General features: G+C 66.2%; 14 protein-coding genes and 2 pseudogenes. 5 read left to right on the forward strand and 11 right to left on the reverse strand.

The window, feature by feature from the left end:
• Positions 1-83, forward strand: a pseudogene (locus tag FB454_RS35570) (IS5/IS1182 family transposase); the annotation flags it as partial.
• Between the two features lie 90 nt (positions 84-173).
• Here FB454_RS35570 and FB454_RS35575 read toward each other — a convergent pair.
• A pseudogene (locus tag FB454_RS35575) lies at positions 174-392 on the reverse strand (hypothetical protein); the annotation flags it as partial.
• Between the two features lie 131 nt (positions 393-523).
• Here FB454_RS35575 and FB454_RS31370 point away from each other — a divergent pair.
• Both FB454_RS31370 and FB454_RS31375 read left to right on the forward strand, forming a co-directional pair.
• On the forward strand, positions 524-991 hold the full coding sequence (locus FB454_RS31370) for a winged helix-turn-helix domain-containing protein (RefSeq protein ID WP_387034080.1): 468 nt from the start codon (positions 524-526) through the stop codon (positions 989-991).
• Positions 970-1,575, forward strand: coding sequence for a transposase (locus tag FB454_RS31375; protein ID WP_396786805.1), 606 nt, complete (start codon positions 970-972; stop codon positions 1,573-1,575). The genes FB454_RS31370 and FB454_RS31375 overlap by 22 nt, the downstream gene beginning before the upstream one ends.
• 2,328 nt (positions 1,576-3,903) lie before the next feature.
• Here FB454_RS31375 and FB454_RS31380 read toward each other — a convergent pair.
• The 3 genes from FB454_RS31380 to FB454_RS31390 form a co-directional block, all read right to left on the reverse strand.
• Positions 3,904-4,518, reverse strand: coding sequence for a hypothetical protein (locus tag FB454_RS31380; protein WP_145824041.1), 615 nt, complete (start codon positions 4,516-4,518; stop codon positions 3,904-3,906).
• Between the two features lie 41 nt (positions 4,519-4,559).
• Positions 4,560-5,774 (reverse strand): SNIPE associated domain-containing protein, encoded by a 1,215-nt coding sequence (locus FB454_RS31385; protein WP_486485482.1) that lies wholly within the window; start codon positions 5,772-5,774, stop codon positions 4,560-4,562.
• 790 nt (positions 5,775-6,564) lie between these two features.
• Entirely contained in the window at positions 6,565-7,233 is a 669-nt protein-coding gene (locus FB454_RS31390) for a hypothetical protein (RefSeq protein WP_222433949.1), read from the reverse strand.
• A 267-nt stretch (positions 7,234-7,500) separates the two neighbouring features.
• On the opposite strand from FB454_RS31390, the gene FB454_RS31395 reads away from it, so the two are divergent.
• Positions 7,501-8,751: a hypothetical protein gene (locus tag FB454_RS31395; RefSeq protein WP_145824042.1), complete on the forward strand. Its 1,251-nt coding sequence runs from the start codon at positions 7,501-7,503 to the stop codon at positions 8,749-8,751.
• Positions 8,752-8,907: 156 nt separating this feature from the next.
• Here FB454_RS31395 and FB454_RS31400 read toward each other — a convergent pair whose 3' ends face one another.
• Complete coding sequence (locus FB454_RS31400; RefSeq protein WP_145824043.1) at positions 8,908-9,309, reverse strand: hypothetical protein; 402 nt, start codon at positions 9,307-9,309, stop codon at positions 8,908-8,910.
• A gap of 364 nt (positions 9,310-9,673) precedes the next feature.
• On the opposite strand from FB454_RS31400, the gene FB454_RS31410 reads away from it, so the two are divergent.
• The gene (locus FB454_RS31410) at positions 9,674-10,042 is read left to right on the forward strand and encodes a cyclic-phosphate processing receiver domain-containing protein (RefSeq protein ID WP_145824045.1); all 369 of its coding nucleotides are present in this window, start codon (positions 9,674-9,676) and stop codon (positions 10,040-10,042) included.
• Between the two features lie 79 nt (positions 10,043-10,121).
• On the opposite strand, the gene FB454_RS31415 is transcribed toward FB454_RS31410, so the two are convergent.
• From FB454_RS31415 to FB454_RS31440, 6 genes are all read right to left on the reverse strand, one after another.
• The gene (locus FB454_RS31415; RefSeq protein WP_145824046.1) at positions 10,122-10,325 is read right to left on the reverse strand and encodes a hypothetical protein; all 204 of its coding nucleotides are present in this window, start codon (positions 10,323-10,325) and stop codon (positions 10,122-10,124) included.
• Positions 10,318-10,869, reverse strand: coding sequence for an SUKH-4 family immunity protein (locus FB454_RS31420; protein ID WP_145824047.1), 552 nt, complete (start codon positions 10,867-10,869; stop codon positions 10,318-10,320). The genes FB454_RS31415 and FB454_RS31420 overlap by 8 nt, the downstream gene beginning before the upstream one ends.
• An 18-nt stretch (positions 10,870-10,887) precedes the next feature.
• Positions 10,888-17,247 (reverse strand): polymorphic toxin-type HINT domain-containing protein, encoded by a 6,360-nt coding sequence (locus tag FB454_RS31425; protein ID WP_145824048.1) that lies wholly within the window; start codon positions 17,245-17,247, stop codon positions 10,888-10,890.
• Positions 17,248-18,615: 1,368 nt separating this feature from the next.
• A complete protein-coding gene (locus FB454_RS31430; protein ID WP_145824049.1) occupies positions 18,616-19,248 on the reverse strand; it encodes a DUF7002 family protein in 633 nt (210 codons plus the stop codon).
• Positions 19,249-19,366: 118 nt separating this feature from the next.
• Positions 19,367-22,015 (reverse strand): phospholipase D-like domain-containing protein, encoded by a 2,649-nt coding sequence (locus FB454_RS31435; RefSeq protein WP_145824050.1) that lies wholly within the window; start codon positions 22,013-22,015, stop codon positions 19,367-19,369.
• A complete protein-coding gene (locus FB454_RS31440) occupies positions 22,012-23,427 on the reverse strand; it encodes a hypothetical protein (RefSeq protein ID WP_145824051.1) in 1,416 nt (471 codons plus the stop codon). Before FB454_RS31440 ends, FB454_RS31435 begins: the two co-directional genes overlap by 4 nt.
• Between the last annotated feature and the right edge of the window lie 566 nt (positions 23,428-23,993).

Raw genomic sequence — 23,993 nt, forward strand, 5'->3', positions numbered from 1 at the left:
GCTGCTGCCCACGCCGAGCGACCGCGATCGTGCAGGCCATCCTCGTCCTGCACCGCGTCGAAGCCGACCGCCACGCAGGATGAAAATGGCTCATTCATGTCGACCGTGCCGGTGTCGGCCAGCTGCAGGTAGGCGCGAGCCGCGCCGGCGGCGTGCAGGCCGGCTCCCCGGTCCCGGCGGCACCAGAGCAGATCGTGGAACCGGGCAATGGCCGCAGGCTCGGTGACCGAATCGACGACCGCCCGCCACAGTTGGATCACCGGCTCAGGAAGATCCTTGACGGCGGGCAACAGGCCATTGCCGTCGGCGTTCAGGTCGCAGCCGGGCTCCTCGTCCCCGAGGCCGAGGTGCAGGGAGTAGGTCAGCGCCCGGCACAGTTCACGCCGCAGCATCGTGACGTCGCCGAGTTCGTCGGGTGCTGGGGCGTTACAGATCTTGAATGGTCAGGTTCGTCCGATGTGGTCTGTGTGATGACGTTGGGTTGGGGTAGATCGATGGGATGAGGTATCCCGATGGAGGTGGGTTGTCCGCGCGGGGGCGGGCGAAGCGTGAGGCGGTACGGCGGCAGGCGGCCGGATGGTTCGCCCAGGACGTGTCGGTGCCGGAGGTCGCGCGCCGGCTGCGGGTGTCGCAGACCGCGGTGTACGGATGGCGCAAGCGGTGGCAGGCCGGTGGTGAGCAGGCTCTGGCCTCGAAGGGGCCTGGTGGGTCTCGGTGCCGGCTGGATGAGGCCCGGCTGCGGCGGCTGGCCGACGCCTTGGAGCAGGGCCCGGCGGCGCACGGGTTCGGCGCCGATCAGCGGTGGACCCTGGCGCGGGTGTCGGACCTGATCGCCCGGATGTTCCGCACCCGCTACACCCTGCGCGGCACGGCGAACATCATGTACCGGCTCGGCTGGTCGGTGCAGGTCCCCGCGCATCGTGCGGTCGAGCGGGACGAGGCCGCGATCACCACCTGGCGGCGGGAGACGTGGCCGGCGGGAAAACGGTAGCGGCGCAGCATCAGGCGTGGCTGGTCTTCGAAGACGAGGCCGGCCAGACGCTGCGCCCACCAAAGGCACGCACCTGGGGACGACGCGGACACACCCCTGTGGTTCCGGTCACCGGCAAAGGATCCGGGCGCGTCTCGATCGCCGGGCTGACCTGTTACCGGCCCGGACAGCGGTCCCGGTTCATCTACCGCACGATCGTGCACCGCGGCCGTAAGAACGAACGCCGCAGCTTCAGCGAACGCGACTACATCGCCCTGCTGGATGCCGCCCACCAGCAGCTCGACGGGCCGATCGTGTGCGTCTGGGACAACCTGAACACCCACGTATCCGCCGCCATGCGGCAGATGATCGACGCCCGGGACTGGCTGACCGTCATCCGGCTACCCGCCTACGCCCCGGACCTGAACCCCACCGAAGCCGTCTGGTCGCACCTCAAACGCAGCATCGGCAACCTCGCCGTCACCGGCGTCGACCACCTCCAGGCGATCATCAAGAACCGACTCAAGAGCATCCAGTACCGCACCGACCTACTCGACGGCTTCCTCGCTCACACCGGACTGACACTCGAACCCGACACAACCTGACAATTCAAGATCTGTAGCGACCGCCGCTGCAGCCGCCCAGCTGTCGGCGCCGCCACTCACCGCTTGGTCTATGGCTTCGACCGCGAACGACGTCTGGGAGGGTTCGAAAGCGTACGGCTGCGGCTCGTCGACCGGTTCGGCGTCAGCCTGCTCGGGTGGCAACGCAGTCTGCTGCTGGTCTTCCACCAAGATGTCTCGTCTCCCCTGGTCCAGGAGCTGGTCAGCTACAAGATTCGCAGATGGTGATGGCTTTTGTCACCTTCGTTACTTAACGGATTGGGATGTCGATGAGTAGTGGCACCACAGGTTCAGGGCAGCAGCATGAGGAGTCCGCAACCGCGGGACGACCTATATCTGAGATGGGGCCTTGAGACAAGTCACTGTTGCTAGCCGCCGGATTGATAACGCCTACCTGCATGGAGCGCTCGCCGCCGACTGCCTTACCACACCCGCGAGCGCCTGGTTCGGCGTATAGCGCGACCGGCGGAGGACACCTCGGCGACCCACCTCACCGCCGGGGCCTCGGGCATCGCGGATCACCTGCTCATCGAGTGGCCCACCGGAATGCCGCCGGTCGGCTCGACGGCGCTTGCCGTCATTGCTGCGGACAAACCCGGTAGATGAAGGCCACAGAGGACGTCGCCGCGCTTGGCGAGCGGCGTCCGGAGGACGTCGTCCGCCCTGGCGAGGCGTATTGGCCTCTGAGCGGTGACGGCCGGCGCGCCAGAGAGCAGGTGCAGGTGGGAAGACAAGAAGCGCGAGATCAAGAACCGATCGCTGCGTGGGCTGATGATCGGTCTCGCTCTCGTCCCCTTCATGCGCTTGATCAACTTCACCTCAAGGGCGCGGCAATTCGGTGAGGTGGCCCGTCCACTGCTTGGCGGCCGCGCCATGGAGCGTGCGGCCCGGAGTGTCCAACCCAGCGCCAATGCAACGCGCCGGATCTACACGGGTACTGCGTGCCGAGGCAACGGAGTTGCCCGAGGCGATGACCGGTCTCATGCGCCACAAGATCCCGAGCGAGCATCCCGTGTAATCGCTGTAGACCGACCGACCAGGGTCTGCTTACATAGCAATCAGGGAGGTGCGCCGTGCGGTTGAGGTGGTCGTACCAGAGCCCGCTATTGCTGGGGTTCCTCAGTGCCTTCGATCCAACCGGGCGACTGCTTCGATCTTCGCTGCCGTCGCCCGGACAGATACGGCTCGTGGTTGTCGATCATGAAGGTTGGGCGAAGCGAGTTAGTCGCAGGTCGCTCGAGGTTGCCGCAGTGGGCTTTCAGCGTCTGGCCGGCCTCGGCGTAACAGGCGCGGCTGACTTTGCCCGGGGCCCACAGATTCCTCAGCCACGTGGAGCTATGCCGCCGCAGTTGGGGGCGCAGCGCCGTGAAGCCTAGGCCGGACTCAGAACCCACTCCCTTCGATATTGCAACCGCGATGCGGGTAGCAGAGGCTCACACTCGTCTCGAACTAGTAAGGCGGGGGCAAGTATTCGGCTTTGCGGCGCTTGTGGCCACACTCATAGCAATAGTTGCGCTTGCCGCCCTAGGACAACCATGGGTCGCCGGAGTCCTTGCTGGGGTGGGTCTCGCGGGCATAGCGGCCGTGTTTGTCACCGGTCAGTACGAACCTGCGCCAGCGTACGTCCCCGAGGTCAGCCCTCCCCCGCCTCCTCTACCAGTCCCCCGCCAGGCTCCGCCTGGCGAGCCCCCCGAGCCACGAGCCGCAATCGAGTAAGTGACCGCTTCGGTCTTCTCTGGGAGGTCACGCCGGACCGCTCGCCCACATCACCGCAGGTCACTCCATCGGCTCTCTTCAGGGCCGCTAAGCACTTCGGGCGCGGTGACCAATCTGCTCCCACTTGCAAGGCAGGGCCATCTAGCAGCTCCTTACGGCCGTGACCTGCGCATACTTCCCTACCAGGGGACATAGAGTGCTGTCGACTGCTGCGCAAAACCGCGGAGCACTCTGTGTGAAGCAGGACGCCGCACCGACCTTGACCTGGGAAAACCCGAATTTGCAGGTCGCGCTGGGTGCAGTTGGATGCCGTTCAGTGCCGTTCGACGCTGTTCAACGCCGTTCCGTGCATGCGTCTCCCCCCACCCTGCTCCCCTAATCTCGGCACGAAACCGCCGGCAGCTGGTCGGCGGGCATGGCCCCCGTCGAACCGGCTGGCCCCTGTGAGCGATCAGCCTGACGAGCCAACCAAACCGACTCCACCGAACCCGCGGAACATCACTCCGGCATGCCGGGGGAAGCTCAGTTGAACCCGCAACGTGAAAGGCGGCCACCCTCGTTCCGGGGTGGTCGGCCTTTCGTTGCGCGGTGGTCCTACTCCACGGCCCAACGCGCTCCCGGCTGGTTCTCCGGCTCATACGCCACGAAGGCCGGCCGCTTGTCCTTCAGCGCCCGGAAGGTGATCCAGCCGCGCACGCACTTCCCGTCCGGCAGGTCCTTCTCCCCTGTGGGGTACTCCGGCTGTGGGAACTGGTTGTAGGTGATGTTCGACGCGCCCATCTCGGTGTCGTCGGCGTAGACGAGCTTCCACCGGTCGTTGGTGACGGTGATGCCGTCGTACTCGTCGTCGAGGTTCTTCACCGCGCAAACCTTCACGTCGGCGGCGGCCCAGGTCAGCCCCGGCTGCCCATTTGGGCGGGGGGCGCTGGCGGCGACTGGCTGCCGGAAGCCGTAGGCGGTGGCCGTCGCGATATCCGCGATGGGAGCGGACTTCCCGAACGCCAGCGCCGCGTCAGCGGGGCCGTCCTCGGCGGCCGCCGTGTCCGGCGTCGGGCTGGTCGTCGGCGCGGCCGGGGTGGTCGCGGGCGGCGTGGGGCTCGGCGGTGTGCTGGCCGGAGGCGGGGTGGGGGCCGGGTCGTCGCCGCAGCCGGCGAGGGCGAGCATCGCGGCCGCCGCGATGGCGAGGCGGCGGGTGCGGGTGGTCGTCAAGGTAGCTCCCCAGCTCCGGTGTGGATCCTCGATCGTCGCCATCATCGGCTCTTGGCCTGGGTCAGGCTCTGCCGGTATTCGAGCGCCTCGGGAATCTCTTCGTACTGCAGCAGGCTGCCTGTCAGCTCGAGCAGGTGTTCCTTGGCCTCTTGTGGCGTGGCGTAGAAGAACTCGCGTCGCTGGTTGATGAGGTTGACTCGGCGATCGGCCAGGCGGGCGTGCATCTTGGCTTCGATGCCGACGGCGTCGTCGGAGAAGAACAGGGCGTGCACGTCGAAGTTGAAAGGCACGGAGGCGTCGCTGAGTTCCTTCACCCGGTCGAGCGGGTCGAGGCGCCGGGTCATGCCGATCTTCACCATCTTCTCGCCGAACGCTCCCAGGTTCGAGATGACGTACACGTAGCCGGCGCGCACGTTGGCTGCCCGGTAGTCCACGTCCTCGATCGCGGTGTCGATCTGCGCCAGCCGCTCCTGCATCTGCGCGACACCGTCGACGTCGCCCTTGGCCTGCAGCGCGGCCAGGGCGTTGGCGTAGTGCTGACGCTCCTTGTCCAGACGAGCGCGCTCGCGTTCGATCTCCTGCTGAACCCGTCGCTCCTCCCGCAGCCGCGCCTTCTCCTCCCGCTCTCGCTCCTTCTCCTCGGCAACTTTCGCCAGGTAGTCAGCCGTGAGCTCCAACTCGCGAACCCGCAGCCGGTGGTAGGCCTCCGAGATGCGGATGTGCATCGTCTTGCCCAGCTTGGCGATGACCGCCGCTACCTTGCCCAGACGCTCCACGGCCGAGTCGAGCTTGTAGGGCTTCAGGCCCCGGACCAGGTTGTCCGCCTCCGCGTTGTAGGCCCGCAGCATCAGCTTGGAGAAGTCCCGCACCATCACCCGCCCCTCAGCCTCGGAACCGTTCACCGTCCAGCCAGTCGCGGCCAGAACCGCCCCACCATCCCGCTTGGTCATGCTCTTGATCTGCCCCTGCAGCCCAGCCAAAGCAGCCTGATAGGCGACCGCATCCGACAGAGGATGCCGATACTCGTAGACGCCGGCCTCCTGCAGCAGCGCCGTCTCCTCAGTCACCACGACCTGCTGACGGAGTTCACGCAACCGGCGATCCAGATCAGCCTTCTGCTTCTGAGCTGCCGCAGCCTGCTCCGCGATCTCGCGCCTCAACCGTTCTCGATACTGCTCCAGCTCGACCGCCGGGAGCACACCAAGACGGTTCATCTCCGTACGGAGCCGCTCCAGCTCCGCCCGCAGCTGCGTCACCTCCGCAGCCAACTCCCGCGCTTTGCCACGCGCCCCGAACAGCGGAATATCAGAGTCGTCTGCACGTGGAGTCGCGACGGACGCAGGCACGGGTGCGGCCACTTCAGGCGCGGCGGGCGGCTGCTGTGGAGCGACCGGAACCGCAGGTAGCGCTTCGGCAACCCACAGCTGCCACCCCGGCGGCGGAGGCCCCCACGCCGGATCCGGCTTCCATCCAGGACCAGGCACCCAACCCGCCGGCGGCGTCGGCCAATTCGGCGGAGCATTAAAACGGTACGCCACGGATCAATCCCCCACGTGTCACCCATGAATCGCTGACGCTAGCCCCGCAACCGCATCTCAACATCGATCACTCAGGCAACAAGTCCCGCCAACAGGACCCGCCCAGGTGCCCATCCGCTCACCCACAGTCAGGTACCCGACTCAGAAACGACGCAACGAACAGGCCCCAACCGGCGGCCCCGGGCTTCCTGCTCTCCGCGCCAGCAGCCGGGCATATTGCGTGGCGGGAGTCGGAGCGCCAGCGGAGCGACGGACGCGTGCCCAGGCTGCGGCGCGTGCGGCCTGTTCAGGGCCGCCTTGATAGACGTACAGAAAGTCCTCCCACACCGGGCGGTAGCCGGGCGGTAGCCGGGCGGTAGCCGGGTGTCCGGTCTCGGGACCTGCGCGACACCTCGTGCAGGAACTGCTCCCCGTCGCTCATCACCGCGGTGATGCCAGGACCACCCTGCCCACCAGCCAACGAGCCGAACGCCTACTCATCGACATCTGAATCCTTTGCCAGTACGACTCAAAGTCGGTCCTGCGCCTTGTCAGGGCGACGGGTCGACGTCGCCAATGCGAGTGACGAGCTGCTGTTCTGCCGCGTCCAGCCCGGTCCAGAGGTCGAACCACGCCCGGCTGCGTGCCTGCTCACCACGGTCGAGTCCGACGACCGCGACGCTGTAGACCCCCCATAGGATCTCGTGGGGTCGCGCGGGTGCATCGACCCCGAGGCGAAAGCTGCGGCCAGAGCGGCACGCGTGACGATCAGGCTGTCCGGGTCATCCGCGTCGCGTCGACCGGCGGTGAGAAAACGCGGCTCGTCCGTGATCTTCATCCACCGGACAGCCGCGCCTGGCACCTGTTCGTCGACAACCTCGGCGACCGACTCCCGGATCGTGGCAGCAGGGTCGTGCCCGAGCCACTGCAGAAAATGATCAGTGCTGAAGAGCTTGGTGAAGTCGTCCTGCGGAGGCCCGTACCTGGCGTTCGGTTGGAACTCGCCCGTGAGTTGGCCGGCGTCGTCGACCTTCCACGCACCACGGATCGCCTCTGCCGGAATATAGCCGTCCGGGTCACCGATCAGCGCCCGGTCCAGCTCTGCGACCCACCCTCCCGGCCGACGCGCCGCCTCAGCCACCAGCGCAGCCGGCGGCGTTCGCACCGGCTCCTGACCAGGCGCCGCGAATCTAACCATGATCACCAGCCTTGCACGTCAGTGGCCAGGGTAGCCACACGCAACCTAGATCATCTGTCAAGAAGGTACTGGGACCGGCGGTCGGTCCCTATCACGCAGGCCGGTGCCCGGGTTGACGCTGGACGCGCGGTGCCAAGTCCTCGGCTCTGACGCGGTTGCCGCCTCGCTTTGCACCTGGTCCCGCAGCTCCCAGACCGCTCCCAGGGGTTGCCGGACCCAGTCGGGCATGGTCCACTGTCCCGCGCGTGACACGGGGGGTGCGGTGGGATGCCTGGTACGACGCTTCTGCGCTGGCAGGCGGGTCTCTGGGTGGCGGGTTGCCTTGAGCGTCTCGCACCGTACGTGCACGCGTGCGGCACGCCACGAGCGGCGGCGTTCTATCGGGACAGCGTCGACGCGTTCTGGACGGGGCAGGGCGAGCTCGCCGCGCCCGACGCGGACCGGATCGCGGCGGTAGGCGCGAAGCTCGGAGCCCTGTGCGAGGAGTGCAGCGCCGAGGCGCAGATCTTCGGGGTTATGGTCAGGGCGGCCGAGGCTGCTCGGCAGCCCATGGCCGAACCCATGGAACAGCTTGTCACGCGGACGGTGGACCTCTGGTCGGAGCTGGGGTCCGACGACGACTCGGGAGACCGGGAGGCGCAGGCGCAGCGGGACACCCTGGCGATGACGCAGCAGCCTCCCGCGCAGGCAGCGGCCCAGATCCGGATCGTTTCCGCCCGGCTCGGCGCCGAATGGGCAGCCCGACTTGCCAACCACGGCCTGCTGAACGCCGACCCTGAGCGACCGGAGATCGTGATACCCCCACACGATCTGACCTACCAGGTCGGTGACGTGGTGACGGTGTCATGCCCGTGGACCCCAACGGTGACCACACGCGCCGGCAAGTACCACGCGGCGGTGCGCTGGCCGTGGGCCGTGCTCGATCCCGACTCGGCGTACCAGCCGAACGGCAGCTTCGCCTTCCCCGTCGACGAATCGACCGAGCCCTGGTGGCCGTACCAGCTGCGCCCGCCGGCGGCCGAACTCGACGAGAGCGACCGGTGCGCGGTAGGCATACCGCCGCCCCGGTGCTACGTGGTGCGGTCCAACCGATACGACCCGCCAATGGACGACGGCTTCCTGCCGCGACTGACAGCGAGCATCGCGCTGCTACCGGCCGGCAGCGGATACGCCGACGCGGCAGACGTGTGGCTGGAGCGTGCCGAGCCATTCGAGATGAAGCTGCTGCACCGCCCATACGGTGCGCTTCGCTCCGGTGACACCGTCGAGGACGCGGACGATCGCCTCCTGCAGTTCGTACCGCCGTTCCTGTTCTACGCCGACAATGGTCGAGTGCGGCCGGCATGGCCACTAGCTTTGGTCACCCGGGACGGGGTCACGCCACCCCCGGACGCGGTCGACGCCCTCGCCACCGCGACGGCCCTCGGCGGTCATGCCGACGAAATCGAGCGGTGGCTTACCTACAGTGAGGCGCCGTACACAGCCACGGTCGCCGAAGAACTCTTCGACGAAACCTGAGCCGTCCACGACAGCGAGCAACCGACGCCGTGCTGGTCGACGCGCACCCGACGCCCGCCTCCGGTCATCGGTTCAACGGTTCAACGGTCGGACGCCCGGGCGTTGACCGAGATCAGGTGCACTCATCTGCCGTGGGTAGCTCGGTGCCGCCCGAGGTCATTTGGCACCGGATTCAATTGGTGGGCCCGGCGGGTCGGCCTTTGCAGTTCTCCCCTTTGGGGTGGGCCGTTCGGTAGCGGCCTCAGTCAGCCAGCGGTGATCGTAGTTCAGGTGGTCCCAGCGGGACCGCAGCCACTGACGCTTGGTCGCGGTAGCAGTTCGCCAAAGGTATCGCAGCCCGTCGGCGAGTTGATCTCGTCGCTGCGGCGCGAGAAGCCCTGGAAGCTGGTGACAGAGATCGGCGATCATATTGGCGCGCTCACGACGTCGGTCGAGTGCGTCCGCCGAATGAGCATCCAGCAGTGGCGCAGTGAGGAACCGGATCTCCAGGAAGCCCAGATGGAGTAGGTCCGCCGTCGCCGCCTCCATCGCAGCCTGGGGCGGCTGATCCAACTCCATGACAACCTCCTCTGACGAGGCGAACAGGATGCCTCACGCCGTCCGCTTCTGCCGCGATTCGCGCGGTCATGCCGGTTGCAGTTGACGACCCCGCCCCCCTGGGGAGCGGGGCGCTGTCCGGCCCGCCACGTCACCGGACCTCGAACGTCGCCAGCCTCGCCCGCGGGTCCGCCGCGCCGGTCCGCCACCAGGGCACCGAGCAGCACCTCGACACCTGGATCAACCGCGCCCCACGCCGGATGCCCCGAATCCGCGGCTTCGCCGCCAGCCTGGATCACCGCAACACCCCCCGACAGCTCTCGGCGCCTGCTTCGCCGGCGAAACCGGATGGCGACGCGTGGCGGTGCCCGCGCATCATGACCGGGTGGACGCCCGACCAGCGATCGCTCTGATCGATGACCTTCGGTCATTCGTCGATGGCCGCCGCGCGGAGGTGGCCCGTACGAGCGCTGCCGGAGTCGAGCTTCTTACCCGCTACCGGGATGGTCGGCTGGACGAGCTGTGGCTGGACCACGACCTGGGCGGCGACGACACGATCTGGCCGGTGATAGAGGTCCTGGAACAGGCCGCCTTCGACGACCGCCCCTTCAACATTGGTGTGGTCGTCGTCCATTCCGCCAACCCGGGCGGTGCCGCAAGAATCGCGCTTGTCCTGAGGCGCTGGGGTTACCGGGTCCGCGTCGCGTCGGGTTGCTCAGACGTCGGCTACGACAAAGGTCCTCCGGCGAGCTGATCGATCCGGCTACGCCGTCACGTACAGTCGTTCTTCGTCCGTGGCGGATCCGGAACACTTATCGAGCCCTGGATCTCAACTACCGACACATCCAACCTGCGTGCCGGGTTACGCGAGCATGCCGGGTTACGCGGGCAGCACCGCGGTCGACGCACAGTTCGCTGGTCTCGTGATCGATCCAGTAGCTCTGCCCGGTGCCGATGAAAGTGGGCTGCCGCAGGTAGAACCAGCGATCCACCACGTTGACGAGGATCAGCCGGCCGGCAGTCACGCGCTCAACCATCCCGCGCCAACCTTTCCCGGCCATCACCCAATGATGCGTGCTCGAATTCTTCTTCGGCATAGTTGCCCATTGCCACATCATCAAGGAATGTCTCCCATAGTCCATCATGTGCACCAACCGCCCGATCGATCGTCAAGAGTTCGTTACGCAAGTTAGCAGCCACCTCCTCCCCGCTTTCCTCCGCCGTCTCGTAGGTGTAGTAAGGGAAGCTCGCAATCACAGCCTTGACGCAGGCGGAAAATGCGATCAGGTTCGAGTTAACGGGATTGACCCTTGCATCTCCAGGTACTGGAACATGGACCACCTTAAGAGAGTTGACGTCCACACAGATTCGACCAGTGAGGCCACTTTCCCCGAAGGCGAGAAAGTTTTTCGCGCTATCCAGGAATGTCGCCTCAGGCAAGGCGATGTATTCGCCACCAACACCTCGGACAGGTATCCCATACATGCCCACCACCTGCCGGACTGACTCCGGCGTGCCCTCGGGACACGCCATCGACCTCAATGCGAAGCGCGGCCATGGCAGGAGTTCTGCAGCATGCATGAGTTCCTCATTTCGCGGCTAGCCAAATAGGGATCTTATATAGTCCTTGATTCCCCGATTCGAGGTCGCCCTAATCGCAGCGGTCTCCGCTGCGGTTGCGCCGTTCCACGGGAAGGCCCATGTTACATTAACACCCGGGAGTTTGCCTTGGCACTTCGCGGCACAGGGAGCACGTTCCGTGTAGAGGTCAACAATCCTCCTGCCACCGGCCTGGTTGATCAGATCTTCCTCGGCGTGCAGCCTCGCACCCGATCGTCCGGTGATGATGGAACCGTCATCCAGACGGGCTGCACCGTAATTTCCGCCCCGCCCCCGCGCGCCGTCGGCAAGTCGCTGATTGTGCACAGCGTTAGTGAGGTCGCCGCCGTCAAACGGGTCGACCTGGTTCCCAATCTCGTTCCCACAGTTGTGGACAAGAACCGGATTGTCGCCGGCTACCACATAGTACGTATGAAGGGTAGCTACGGTGAGGTCGTGCATTGTGGCTCGGCCGGTGAAGTTCTGCACCCTCGCCACGGAGGCGGCTTCACCGGAGGGAGTGAGGAGGAGTTCAGTAGGTTGCAGGTCCTGCGCTTCAACCCACTTGCTGCGGGTCTTGCTCCAGAATGGATGGTTCTGGGTGGTCTGAATGGTGGAAAACTTGCCATCCTCGGCACGTACACTGAGCTCGGTTAGTGCCGTATCGGAGTTGACATGAGTTTTCTCAACCGACTCGGAACTGCTCTCTCCCCTCTGCGGCTCATGGGCACGGACACGATCGCCTTTCTCGATTTCGGCGATCGGCTTCGAGGTGCCGTCGGCCATCAGGACGAGGGTTGCGGGGCCGAAGCTGTGGCCGCAGTCGTCGCTTTTGGGCGGACGCTTTCCGGCAGGTTTGACCGGTTTCTGAGCGGAGGGAGGACGACTGTTTCCCTGTGGCTTTCCGCCGTTGTTCCCTCCTCGTCCACCGCCAGAGGGTTTGGTGTTGCGCGGCGTTGTCGTCGGCGGCCTGGGCGGCTTTGTTTTGGACGTCAGGCGTTTGACCACATTCCCAATGCTCTTGAGGTGGCTAGCGAACGTCTTTCCGATAGCACTCCCGCGGACGGTCGTTTTTACTGCCGCCTTTCCACCTTTTCCGATCTTTCGGCTAGCGCCCTTTATAAGACGCACGATGCCGCTGCCGAAGCTTTTGGCGAAGCTGCTGCCGTAGGTGGCGCCTCCAGCGGCAGCACCTCCCCCTCCGCCCACGCAGTGCGAGCAAGGCACCAGCCCGTCGGGGTCAGCTTGAGTGATGGGACTGTTGTTGGCGTAGCTGTACGCGTTGAGGTGTTGGGGGTCGCTGGGGTCGATGAGGGGGTCGGTGGAGAGGAATCGTCCGGTGGAAGGGTCGTATTCGCGGGCGCCGAGGTGGGTGTAGCCGGTGGGGTCGGTGGTTCCTCCGACGAAGCCCTTGTTGTCGGGCCAAGTGTTGGGGGGTGCTCCGCGGTCTTCGCCGAAGGGCGTGAGGCGCCGGCGCGTCGGCGTGAGGGTGGTGCTGTCGATGGCGAGTTGGTTGGTGCCGTGGTGGTTGGTGGCGGTCCAGGTGAGGCCGGTATTCGTGCGGACGGCGTTGGGGTAGTAGCGGGTGCCGGTGACCTGTGCGGTGGTGTGGTCGAGACGGTATTCGCTGTCGGCTAGGTAGAGGGTTTTGTCGGTGCCGGGGTTGTCGGCGATGAGGCGGTCGCCGGCGGTGTTGTAGATGTAGGCGTGGGTGGTGGTGCCGTTGACGAGGCTGGCGAGGTGGCCCTCGGCATCGAAGGTGAACGCCTGGTCGGGTTTGCCGGTACTGACGCGGGTCTTAAGGTAGCCGCCGTTGTCGTAGGCGTAACTAGTGGAAGGTCCCCCGCCGTTGGTCGTGATGGTGCTTACGGCGTGAGGGCGGCTACTTAGAGGGGCGGGGTAGGCGTAGGTGCGGGTGGTGTCGCCGCTGGCGGCGTGGCGGGTGTCGGTGGTGCGGTTGCTGGTCTTGTCGTAGGTGTAGCTGTGCCAGTAGGAGTCAGCGCCGCCGATGATGGCTTGGCTTGGGGTGCTCTGGCAGGTGGTGGCGGTGGTGGTCCACGCTTCGGTGAGGCGTTGGAGGTAGTCGTAGCCGAAGCATTGATTGGCCACGACGGTGCCGGCGTTGGTTTCGGCGATGCTGGTGATGTTGCCGGCCGGATCGTGGGTGTATTGCTCGGTGAGTTTCTCGTCCCAGTTGCCGGGCGTGGTCTGGTTTTCGGTTTCGGCTAGCAGGGTGGTGAGTCGGCCGGTGGCGTCGTCGATGGTGGTGGTGAAGCGTGCGCGTTTGGCGCCGGAGCCGAGGACTTGTTGTTTGACGGCGCCGTGCCAGTAGTACTGGGTGCTGGCGAGGTAGGTGGCGAGTCCGGTGACGCTGGTGAGGTAGCCCTGGTCGGTGTAGGTGTTGGTGACGGTCTCGGCTGGCAGGCCGCCCTTGGCGGGCAGGTCGATGGTGGCCAGTGAGCCGTCGGCGTAATAGGTGTAGTCGGTGGTGTAGGTGCCGGCGAGGGCTCCTTGGCTGGGGGGAATGACGGTGCTTTGACCGCTGGGCTGGTACAGGTCGGTGTAGCCGGTGGCCTGTTGGGTGTAGTCGCCTGAGGTGTCGTGGCGGGTGGTCGAGGTGAGGTAGCCCTTGGCGAGGGTGTCGTAGGTCCAACTGGCGCGCAGGTTGCCGGTGGCGTTGTCGTCGCGGAGCTCAGTGGGGCGGCCGAGGGGGTCGTAGGCGCGGTAAAGGGCTTCGCCGCGGCCGTCGGTGGTGGTGGTGAGCCGGTCGGCGTCGTCGTACTTGTAGGACGAGTCGCCGGCGTCGGGGTCGCTGCTGGCGACGAGGCGGTCGAGCCGGTCGTAGGTGTGTGTCCAGGTGTTGCCGGCGGCGTCGGTGATGGAGGTGAGTCGGTCGAGGCGGTCGTAGCCGTAGCTGGTTTCGTCGAAGGCGCCGGTGGGGGTGGTGCCCTGGTATTGGCGTTTGGCAGTGGTGTTGCCTTGGGCGTCCTTGATCAGGGTGGCCGGGGTGCCGCCGGCTGGTGGGGTGATGTCGACGCGGTTGCCGTCGTAGGCGGCGAGCGTCTCCCATTTCTTGACGTTCTGCGTCCAGAGGGCGTCGATGGTGGGGCGTTCGAGGCCGTCGTAGGTGTAGCGGCGTTGGGTGCTGACGTCGGCGTCGGCGAAGGTGTACAGCGTGCCGGTGGGTCCGGAGGCGTTGTTGTAGAACGCCGATTCGGCCGCTTCGAGACCTCGGGTGTCGTAGCGGGTGTCGCTGATGACGCGTTTGCCGTCAGGGGCGGTGGTCTGGGTCTGCCGCAGGCGCAGGTGACCGTCGTAGATCTCGTAGGAGCTGATCTGGTTGCCGTTGGGGCCGAGCGTCTTGGTCTGCACGGTGGTGGGTGCGGTCTTGGTGACGCTGTAGGCGTATTCGGTGTTCGGCGTCTGCGATGTGGTGCGGCCGGGCTGCCAGATCTTGATGAGGCGTCCGAGAGGGTCGTACTGGGCTGTGGTGGTCTTGGTGTTCGCGTCGACCGATGAGGTGGGCTGACCACGCAGGTCGAGGGTGTCGGTGGTGGTGTGCCCGGCCGGGTTGGTTTCGGTTACGGCGGTCACCGGGCTGCCGGTGGCGGGTACGTAGTCGAAGCTGGTGGTGTAGTTGAGGCCGTCTTTGCTGGTCTTCACCCGGCCATGCAGGTCGTAGGTGATGGTTTCGGTGGTGGTCCAGTTCGGGGTGGTGCCGGTGTAGGAGGCCAACTCGTCGACGCGGGTTTCCAGGCCCTTGGTGGGGGCGGCGCCGAGCGTGGTGGATCCGTCGTAGTAGGTGCGTGTGCCGGCGAGGATGTTCGCGGGCGCGGGATCGGCGGTGCAGTCGGTCGTGAGCTCCTCAGCGGGCAGCTCGGTCAGCCAGAAGCCGGGCGTGACGTTACGGGCGTAGGTGTAGGTGGTGCAGGTTTCGTCGCCCGTTGCCGAGGTGTCACCGTTGTCGGTGGTGCTCAAAGGGGTGCCGTAGGTGGTGTCGAACTGGTGGAACACCTCGGATCGGCGCCAGGTGCCGGTGGCGGCGATCCACTCGTAGGTGTGGAAGACCCGCGGCTGGGCGTAGAACGCCTCGAAGGTGGTCGGCTGCGCATACGCCGGCGGCTCGACGCGTTTGGCGGTCAGGCCACGCCATGGCCCGTAGATCTGCCGCAGCAGGGGTTGCCCGCCGGGGGTGGCGTAGTCGATGCGCTCGCGCAGCATGCCGGCGTAGGCGTTGAAGTCCGTGACCGGGTAGTTGTCCGAGGCCACGACGGTGGCCGCACGCGTGTTCTCCCCGGCGTCGGTGCGGTCGCCGTACATGCCGCGGAAGTACACGTACATGGACTGGGAACGGGTCTCGGGGCTGGCGCCCTTGGTCACGGTGACGATGGGCCACCCGCGGAACTCCGACCAGCTACGTTTTTCCAGCGGTGAAGCCCAGGCGTTGTCGTTGTGGTGCCAGAGCACGTTGGTCGCCGACCCCACGATCACCGAGCCGACGGTCGCGGTGGTGGCGTACGCATATGAGGTGGTGACGTTCGGGGATCCACCGACGTTGTCCCGCTCGGTCACGTCCTTGACGCGGTACTTGTTCCACCACGACCAGCCGCCGACATTGTCCGGCGGGCTGTAGTACTGCGGAAAGCAACGCTTGGTGTTCTGGGCCGGGTCAGCGGGCAGACTCGTGACGGTGCAGTCGGAACCCTCGTAGGTCACCAAGACCTCACCGCCGGTCTCATCGCCGACAGCGGTCACCCGGTACTTGTTCGTAACAGGCACACCAGCCGCGACGTTGTAGTCCGTGCGGTTGGCATAGCGGGTGCCCCCGAACGTGACATCCGGCAGCGTGGAGGTGGCCGTGCCGTCTCCGCCGGTGCGACGGATCCGCGCCAGCCACAAGGCCGGCGAGGTCAGTGCGGGGTCTTCTCCCGTAGCGGGGAACTGGTGCAGCAACTCCCACTTGTCGACATCGACATAGCTGGAGCCGCGTCGAACCTGCGCGGTGATGAACTGCAGCCGCCGCGCGGTCCAGAACGTCGGACCGGACACGGTGCACGGAGCGGTCGAGCACCTGAGGTCCCAGGGCGTCTCCGGCCAGTTCGCGGTCGTGGGGCTCGTCTCGGTGCCGCAGGTCCCCAGGCAGCGAGGCGCGGTGGAGAACACGATCTGCATGGGTGCCGTCGTGGGCTGGGGGAAGCCCCGCGAGCCGTACTCGATCCGTGACAGCGTGGCGGCCCGGTCATAGGTAGACAGGGCGCTGGCGTTACCCGCCCGCGTGGTCCGGTTGTACTCCTTGGAGTAGAAGTACGACATGACGTTGCCGCTGGTGTCCTCGACAAGGTCGAGGTTCCACCGGTAGCCCATCCCGCACCATGAGCCGGCGAATCCGCCCGTCTTGTAGCAGGGGTCGCTGGTGTGGTTGGAGAAAACCGGCACACCCTGAACGGAGAACGTCTCCCGCCCATCGACCCAGTTCGCGCCGAACGTGTAGCGGGTGCCGTCCGGGGTGGTCAGCCGCCACCGCTCATTGCTCCAGTTGCGGGTGTCGCTGGTCCCACCCGTCAGGTATTCGATCTTGGAGCCGTCGTCGTCGGCCAGCCGCCACAGGCCGGTCGCATCGTCCCATACGAGGTCGGTGGACTTGCCGTCCAACATCAGAGTGGCGTTGTAGTCGCGCCAACACAGGTCACCGGTGGCGTTGGTGTAGGCCGGGGAGTTCGCCAGGTCGTCCTTGCACGTTCGGTAGGACCGCTCGATGTAGCCGGGGTGGTAGTCCCAGCCCTCGCCGATCCACGACGTCTGTGTGTTCTCCCCGTTGGTCTGCCCGTCGACTCGACCCGAGGAGTAGCTGAGACCGATCTCGGGGTCCAATCCACCCGCCGACTCTGGTACCGCCATGTCGTATGACCAGGAGAAGTCTCCCGCCTGGCTGCCGGCGGACCAGCTCGCCGAGGCGTTCAACGGCGTCTTCAGGAATGTGCCGGTCTGCCCTGCCGGCCCCGCTACCAAGGCCACCATGGCACCGTCGAGCGGCTGCGTCTGCGGCGAATCCGACCCCAACGCGCTCCGCGCCGGCACCTCGACTGCCGCCGACACGACCTGCGCCGCCCTGTCGTGGCGCGTCGGCAACGGTGCCACCATCCGGCACGACAGCTCCCCCGCCGCATCCGTCAGGCAGCCCTGCAACGACACCAGACGCAAACCCCGTGAAGCCCACGCCGCGCCGTAGAGCCCCGTCAGCCCCGAATAGTCGATCTCTACCCGAGTCCGGCCCGCGGCGTCGGTCGTGTCGCGGGCCGCGACACGCACTACCGCCGCCGCCCCCGCCTTACGCGCCTGACCTTGACCGAAGACCTGCACGTGCACACCACGCGGAGCGGGCCCAGATCCATCCGCCGTCACAGAGACAGGCAGGCCCCCGACGTCAGACCGCCGGCGCCCCGCGGTCGACGCCGCAGACGCAACATCCAGGTCAGCTGATCCACCGGATGCAGCACGTCCCGGCGAAGACTTCCACTGCTGCTTACTGGACTGCGACACCACCGGCTTGCGCGGAGTCACTCGCGAGACCGGAACCGAGCGATCCTTCGCCGCCGCACCGCTGCGAGAAGGCGCAGCGTACGCCGGCACGAACGGCAACAGCGTCACCGCCAACAACACCGACACAGCCAGCGCGCCCCGACACAGCAACCACCGGGTCGCCGCAATAACCCGCGACGAACGAACCTCTTGGTCCACGACCGCCCCCGTCCCCACACGATCAAGAGTGAGCGAAACGTAGCCACCCACCAACCATCAGTCAATAGACGATCACAGATGGTCGGCACGAACGATCATCTATCTCCACCAACCGGCCTCCACGGCCACGCAGCGTGCCGGCAAGGGACGAAATGCGGGCCGCACCTGACCCTTCGGGCGCGCCGAAGAGGTCACCAAGCAAGAAGCCCTGGCCAGGAGGTTGCCGGTGGGATTCGAGTCTCAGCCTCCGGGATCTATACAGCCAGCAACACGGCCAGCCCCAGAGCCGTACGCCGATGCGGCAGACTCTCTTGAGTGGCGTCAGCGGGCTCCACGACGACAGCCGGCACCGGCCAGGCGGGGAGCGGCGAAAGCTGACCTCTTCGGTCTTCTCTGGGAGGTCACACCGAACCACTCACCCGCATCACCGCTGGTCAGAGGCCTCGGCGTGGCACGGCACCGGTGAGCACTTCGGCTGCGGCGACCACTTCGCCGGACTGCGCCCAATCTGCTCCCACCTGCAAGGCCAGGCCATCCAGCGGTTCCTTACCGCCGCGACCTGCGCACACTCTCCCGCCAGGCAACATAGAGCCATGTCGAACATTAGCCAGAAACGCCGAGCACTCCGCGGGAAGCAGGACGCTGCACCGACTCTGACCTGCGGGAACGCGAACTTGCAGGTCGTGGTGGGTGTAGTTGGATGCCGTTCAGGGCCGGTGGACGCCGTTCAACGCCGTTCAGTGCGCCCGTCTGCTCCCATCCGGCTCCCCTAATCTCGGCTAGGACAACCACCGGCGGCTGACCGACGGACAGGGCCTACTGCCGCCCACGCCGGCACTGGTGCGCTGGCCGGATGTGCCGGTTCAGGCCAGCTGCTGCGAATGGGGCACTGCCTACCGCGTCACCGCATTTAGCAGCTCCCAAGCCGCTCCCGGAGGGCGTCCGTCAGCGAACTCACCGACCTGAAGACAGACCCTGACGGGTGGGGTATCAGTTGATGGCGCCTTCGATTTTGTCGGTGAGGTCGAGGATGTCAGGGACGGCGTCCAACACGGTGACCTCGACCAGGGCGCCATGGCGGCCATAGCGGCGGCGGTACTCGGCATACGGGTAGTCGGCGATCGGCAGCCAGGACCGATGCCCCCGCACGGGGTGGTTCTTCTGCGTCACGGCCCCGGAGTTGAGCCGGCAGAGTTCGATTCGGGGGCCGTGACGCTCGACGAGGGCACGGGTGTCGACGTGCAGAACCACCTGGTCCTCGGCGCGGTACTCCTTCGCTTGACGCAACCGGTCCAGCCGCTCCGCGCTGGCCCAGAAAAAGACCCGGGAGTTGATGGCCGCGAGGTACTCGGCCAGCGAGGAGTCCGGATCGATCTTCTCCGTAACGAACTTCATCGGCTTCTGATCGCGGATCACAGCAGGCGGCAGGCCCGGCGCGCGCAGAACCGTGGACTGCCTGCGCGGGGAGCTCAGGAGTCGGTCACGCTCGACCGGGTCGAGGTCGAACAGATCGATCAGTCGCTGCGTGGACAGGAGGCCGTGTCGTTGCACCGATGGCCACGCGGTCGCCGACATCGTGTGGAAGACCCGCGGATGCTGCGCGATCAGTTCCTCGACGTCCATGACGGTCATCATGCCGAACGCCGCGCCTACAGGCCATCAGCGAGCCGCGCGACGACCTCCCGTCACCTCGCGGCCGGCCTACTGTCAACGCCCTCACTAATCGTCAGCCCGCCGGGCCTCACATACAGGCAATGAGGCTTCTCATCTCAGCTACGAGGCTGGGCAGATCAAGACTCAGCCGATCTTGAACCTCCTCAACCTCGGCTAGCTGCGACCGCAGCGGGAAGACCCGGGCGTTAGGCGGCGGGCCAGGACAGTCGATCGTCATCGAGAGCGGCGTACGAGTGCCAGACAACGAGTAGAGCCGCCAGACGGCCATTCGCGAATCGACTAGGACCATGGTCTTGTCGGCCACGGCGATGAGGACGGCACACCGTGAGTTTCGGGCGATCACTGCTGCAGCATCGTCGACCCGCAGCAGCTCGGTGACAGCCCGCGCCGCCGCTCGGTAGGGGTTCGTAAACCCGCCTTCTACCCGCCAAATACCGTCCTGCAGCTCGACTGCAAGGCCGGCATCGGCAAGCGTCACTCGTACCTCCGCATATGGGTCCTGACGGGCCTCCCCCGCGAGTCTGACCGTCTCATGAAGCTCCTCCGCGGTCGCTACGCGCGCGAAGGGCTGAGTGGCAGGCAGGAGAAGTTCGTCAGCAAGCGAGACATCTGCTTCCGCTACCCACTCGGCTGCGTCTGCCCAGGCATCGGTGGAAGGAAGGTCTTCCTCGCGTCCTCCGTATAGGTGAGTGCCCTGCCGCAGGGTGGTCATGGTGACGGCGAGTAGGGCGTAGAGATGGTCGAAGGCTTCAGCAGGAAGGTCGTCGAGCATGTCGTCGTCAGGGACCAGCGACCAGATCAGCCACCTGAGGTCGTGGCGCCACGCGTCGTCTTCATGCCAGACACCGGCTGCTAGCAGCGTCAGATAGAGCTGGGTGACGACCATGCGCAGGTGAACGGGCGGCAGGGTAGACCAATCGTTCTCGATGGCCGGTTCTGTTACCGCGGTCACCCAGCGCTCGGCGAACCGTCGGTACTTGGCGCGCTGGTCCGGAGGGATGTGTGGGACCTGCGTCGCACGTTTCTCCTCTTGCTCGCGCGCCACGCCGTCGAGTACGTCGTCATCTTCGTCCTCCGTGACCTCCGCTTCGTCGACGTCATCGATCGACCAGTGAGTCGCCGAGCCCTGGTCACCAGCATGCTTCTTCGGAAAGATGAGCCCGGAGAGACTTGGGCCGAGTGCGTGTTCGCACCGCTCAAGGTAATCGGCCCACCGGTCACCCGACTCGACGGGGGAACTAGCGGAAGTGGTGGATGTTGAGGGCAGGGTGCGGCCGCGCAGGCCCACCTGCTCGACGAGTCGTCCTAGCTCGTTGGTGAAGCGCTGTGCCAGCATCGGGTCGCTGAAAAGCTCTCCCACCTCGCCTGACCAGGACAGTCGCGGTTCGTCGCTGGTGTCTTGGCGGGGCCGGCAGCGGGAGCTATCGGTGATGAAGACGGCCGCAGATGCCAGCCGTGCGCCGGCAACCTCCATCACCGCGCGCACCGCGCCTCCGGTCAGCTCCGGCACCAGGAGGCGTGCGAACTGTTGGTTGGCGGGAACGGCCCCTGCGACGGTCCATGACCCTGGCGCGCCGGTCGGCGAGGTCTCGATGACGACCCTGTTTCCGGCCGCCACGGCAAGTTCCACTATGAGTGTGCCGTCCACCAGGGCACAGCCGAGAAGGACGGGTCCTGAGGCGCTTGCGGAGCTGCCAGCGGGCAGCGTCGACCTCAGGTTCTGGATGGCGTTCGGCGGCTGAGAATCCCCTTCTGATGGGAAGAGCCCGCCGCCGTGCGGTGCGATGACAGCCAGCTCGCAGTTGCCGCCCTGTCCGGTGCTCATCAGCAGCGCCGAAGCGGTGATGTTCGCGCTGCCGGTCATGCCGGCGGTCTTTCCGTCAGGGGTACGCCACTCAATCAGCTTTCCGTGCCAGGCCCGCCCGGCACTGAGCAGAGTGAAGGTCTGATCAACGGCAGGCGCTGCCGCACGGGCCAGGGCGGCACCGTCGAACATGGCGATGGAGGGCTGAACAGCGACACGTATGGCTTGAGGCTTCATCCGAGTGACGATGGCTGTCGCTGCGCGGGCTGGCGGATCGTAGAACGGGGCGGCGAGGCGCAACTCGTCCACCGCGTGCGCGGGTAGGTGGTTCAACAGCGGTTCGTGGAGGTTGCCGACAGCCCGCACGTGCGACCACTGTTCATCGACCTTCTTTGGGCGCATCCGCTCGGCGAGGTGCCGGATTGTCTTGGCGATCCAGCTAGCCAGACCGACCGTGTCTGGCAGGTCTTGCAGCCAGTCCGCGATGTCGTGGATGAGTTGCGGCCCATGATCGATGCTTCCGTAAGCGGTGACCCACAGCTCGTGGTTGTATCCCCACCCGGACAGCGTCGGGTTGCCCGATCCGACGGCGAGCCACACGTCCCGGTCGCCGAGTAGGACCACCAGCTTCGGGTGAAATGCTCTGGAGCAGACGGCGTGGCCGTGTTGGTAGGCCACGCCGGCGCGACGTACGTCCACCGGGTCGTGTACGGCCTGCCCAGGGTCGCTGAGGACCGTGATCCGCGCGCCGAGAGCCCGAGCGGTGGGAATAGCGAACTTCTCGAGGAACCCCAGGTCGACCGTGTAGCCGGTGATGAGGACCTCGCGAAGCCGGGCGGCGTCAACTCGATCCCGCCACTGCTGCAGGAGAGTTAGTGGCGACCGGAGGGCATGGGTGACGGCCTCGCTCATGAGGGCAGATCCAGCAGTCGCTGGCCCTCAGGCGTGACTGGCTCTTCGGGGTGCGGTGTCAGCAGCCCGACCTGTACCGCGATCTCAGCCAGCTGGGTAAGACGCAGACCAACGTTGCCGCTGCCCTCGCCCGAATCAGCGAAGTACGCGCCATTGCGCTCGTGGAGTCTGCTGAACAGTGAGATCGTGCCGTCCTGATTGAACTTCACCTTCCGCAGCGCCACCCGCCGCGACTGAGCGAGCATGTCGTCAACGAGGCGTCGCCCCAGCTCGGCGACCGAGCGCTGCCCGTACTCGTGCCGGAGCTGCGCTATCCAGGTGGGATCGAGGTAAGTGGGCCGTTTCCCCTTGAAAGTGCGCAAAGTGATGCCGGTCAGCGAGTCGAGACGCCGAGCGCCGAGCAGTAGCAGCGCGACATCGGTAAGCACACCGCTGTCGTCGCGCAGCAGCGCGTCCTCGGCCGGGAGGGGATCACGACGTTCATCAACGACGGCAGGCAGACCGGCTTCGAACTCCGCGACGGTGCTGCTGGGTAGCTGCGCGCTGATCCACTCGTGCAAGTGGCTACGAGAGGCGATCTCCGTGCCTCGGACCTCGTTGACCAACGCCGCCCAGAGATGTCGCCACGCCCCGACAGATTGGTGACGAAGAACCACCCCTCGCCACGCGGCCGTTCGTTCTTCGCCGGCCAGCAACGGGTCCTCGCGTGCGGCCGAACCGTAAGCGACGGCAGCGGCGAACGCCTCCTGCCAAGTGGCCGCGTCCGGATTGAGCTGCCACGACCGGGCGAGTATGCGGAGTGTGGCGCGCCGCGTCCGATCCTCCCCACTCCAGGACTGCGGGTCGTGGCGGCCATCCTCAGTGGCGCTAAAAAGCGAGCCCAGTGGTTCCAGGTCAGGAGTGTCCGCGTCCGGCTGAAGGCGCAGACGCCCCAGCGCCACCGACGGGAGTGACAGACCACCTCGATGCTCGGCGACCTCAATGAGGGACTTGTACATCTTTGCGACTTCTGGTGGACACGGATGGCGGCCGACCCGCAGCGCACCGCTGTCCACCGCCACGGTCCCGAGCGTCACGCTTGGTCCGTTGTACTGCGACCAGAAGCCCCAGGTACGCGGGGAGTAAGAACCGGAACCGCTGGAGTCGGCAACTGAGAACTCCTCGCCTTGACGAGGGGCGAGCCTGGCTATCGCGTCCACGCCATGAGCGAGCCCGGGCGCGCCTTCCGGATCGTCGTACTCCTGCGAGATCCGCGCCAAACCCACCTCTGCCCGACGGACGAGGCGCTGGCACGCCTCCCTGTCCAAGCCCTTCCGGTCGGCGTACGCGGCGAGAGCCCAATACAGGCTGTAGTAGCGGGCATAACGCGTCACGGTCGACACGCCTGGAACGAGCATGTCGACGCAGGCCATGACCGGCGCCTCAACGGCCAACGGGTATCGGCCTGCCCGGGCCAGCAGACCGGGCTCGCACCACCTAGGCCCCTCGACCCCAGATCTCAAAGACGCTGCTGAGCCGGCCGTCACACCGGTCATTCCGCTGGTCGTGGTGGCCATCTCAGCTGACTCAGTGACGCCGACGATTACTGTCCGGTTGCCCGATCGGCCTTGCAGACACGCTTTCGGTGGTCTCCGTCGGATATTCGCGTTGCAGATCTCGGACCGGTTCCTGGCGCCAGCGAACCGACTCGCTCCGAACCTCCCGCACAGTGGGTACCTGGCCATCCAGCCTCTTGCGGCGCTCCGCTTGAACACGGTCACGCAATATCCGGACAGCATCACGGTTGTTGTCGGCGTCCGCAACCGCCCTCATTGTGGTCGCTACAGAGCTGTGCAGCTGCAGCAGCCTCTCAATGTCCTCAGGCATGGGGACAGAGATCGCCCTCGCGGAAGGCAATGGCTCGAATGACACGATTGATCGCCCGTGCTCATCCATGCTGACCCATACCTGTACGGGACTACCGCGCCGACGCGGTGCG

This window comes from Micromonospora sp. CNZ297 (assembly GCF_007827625.1).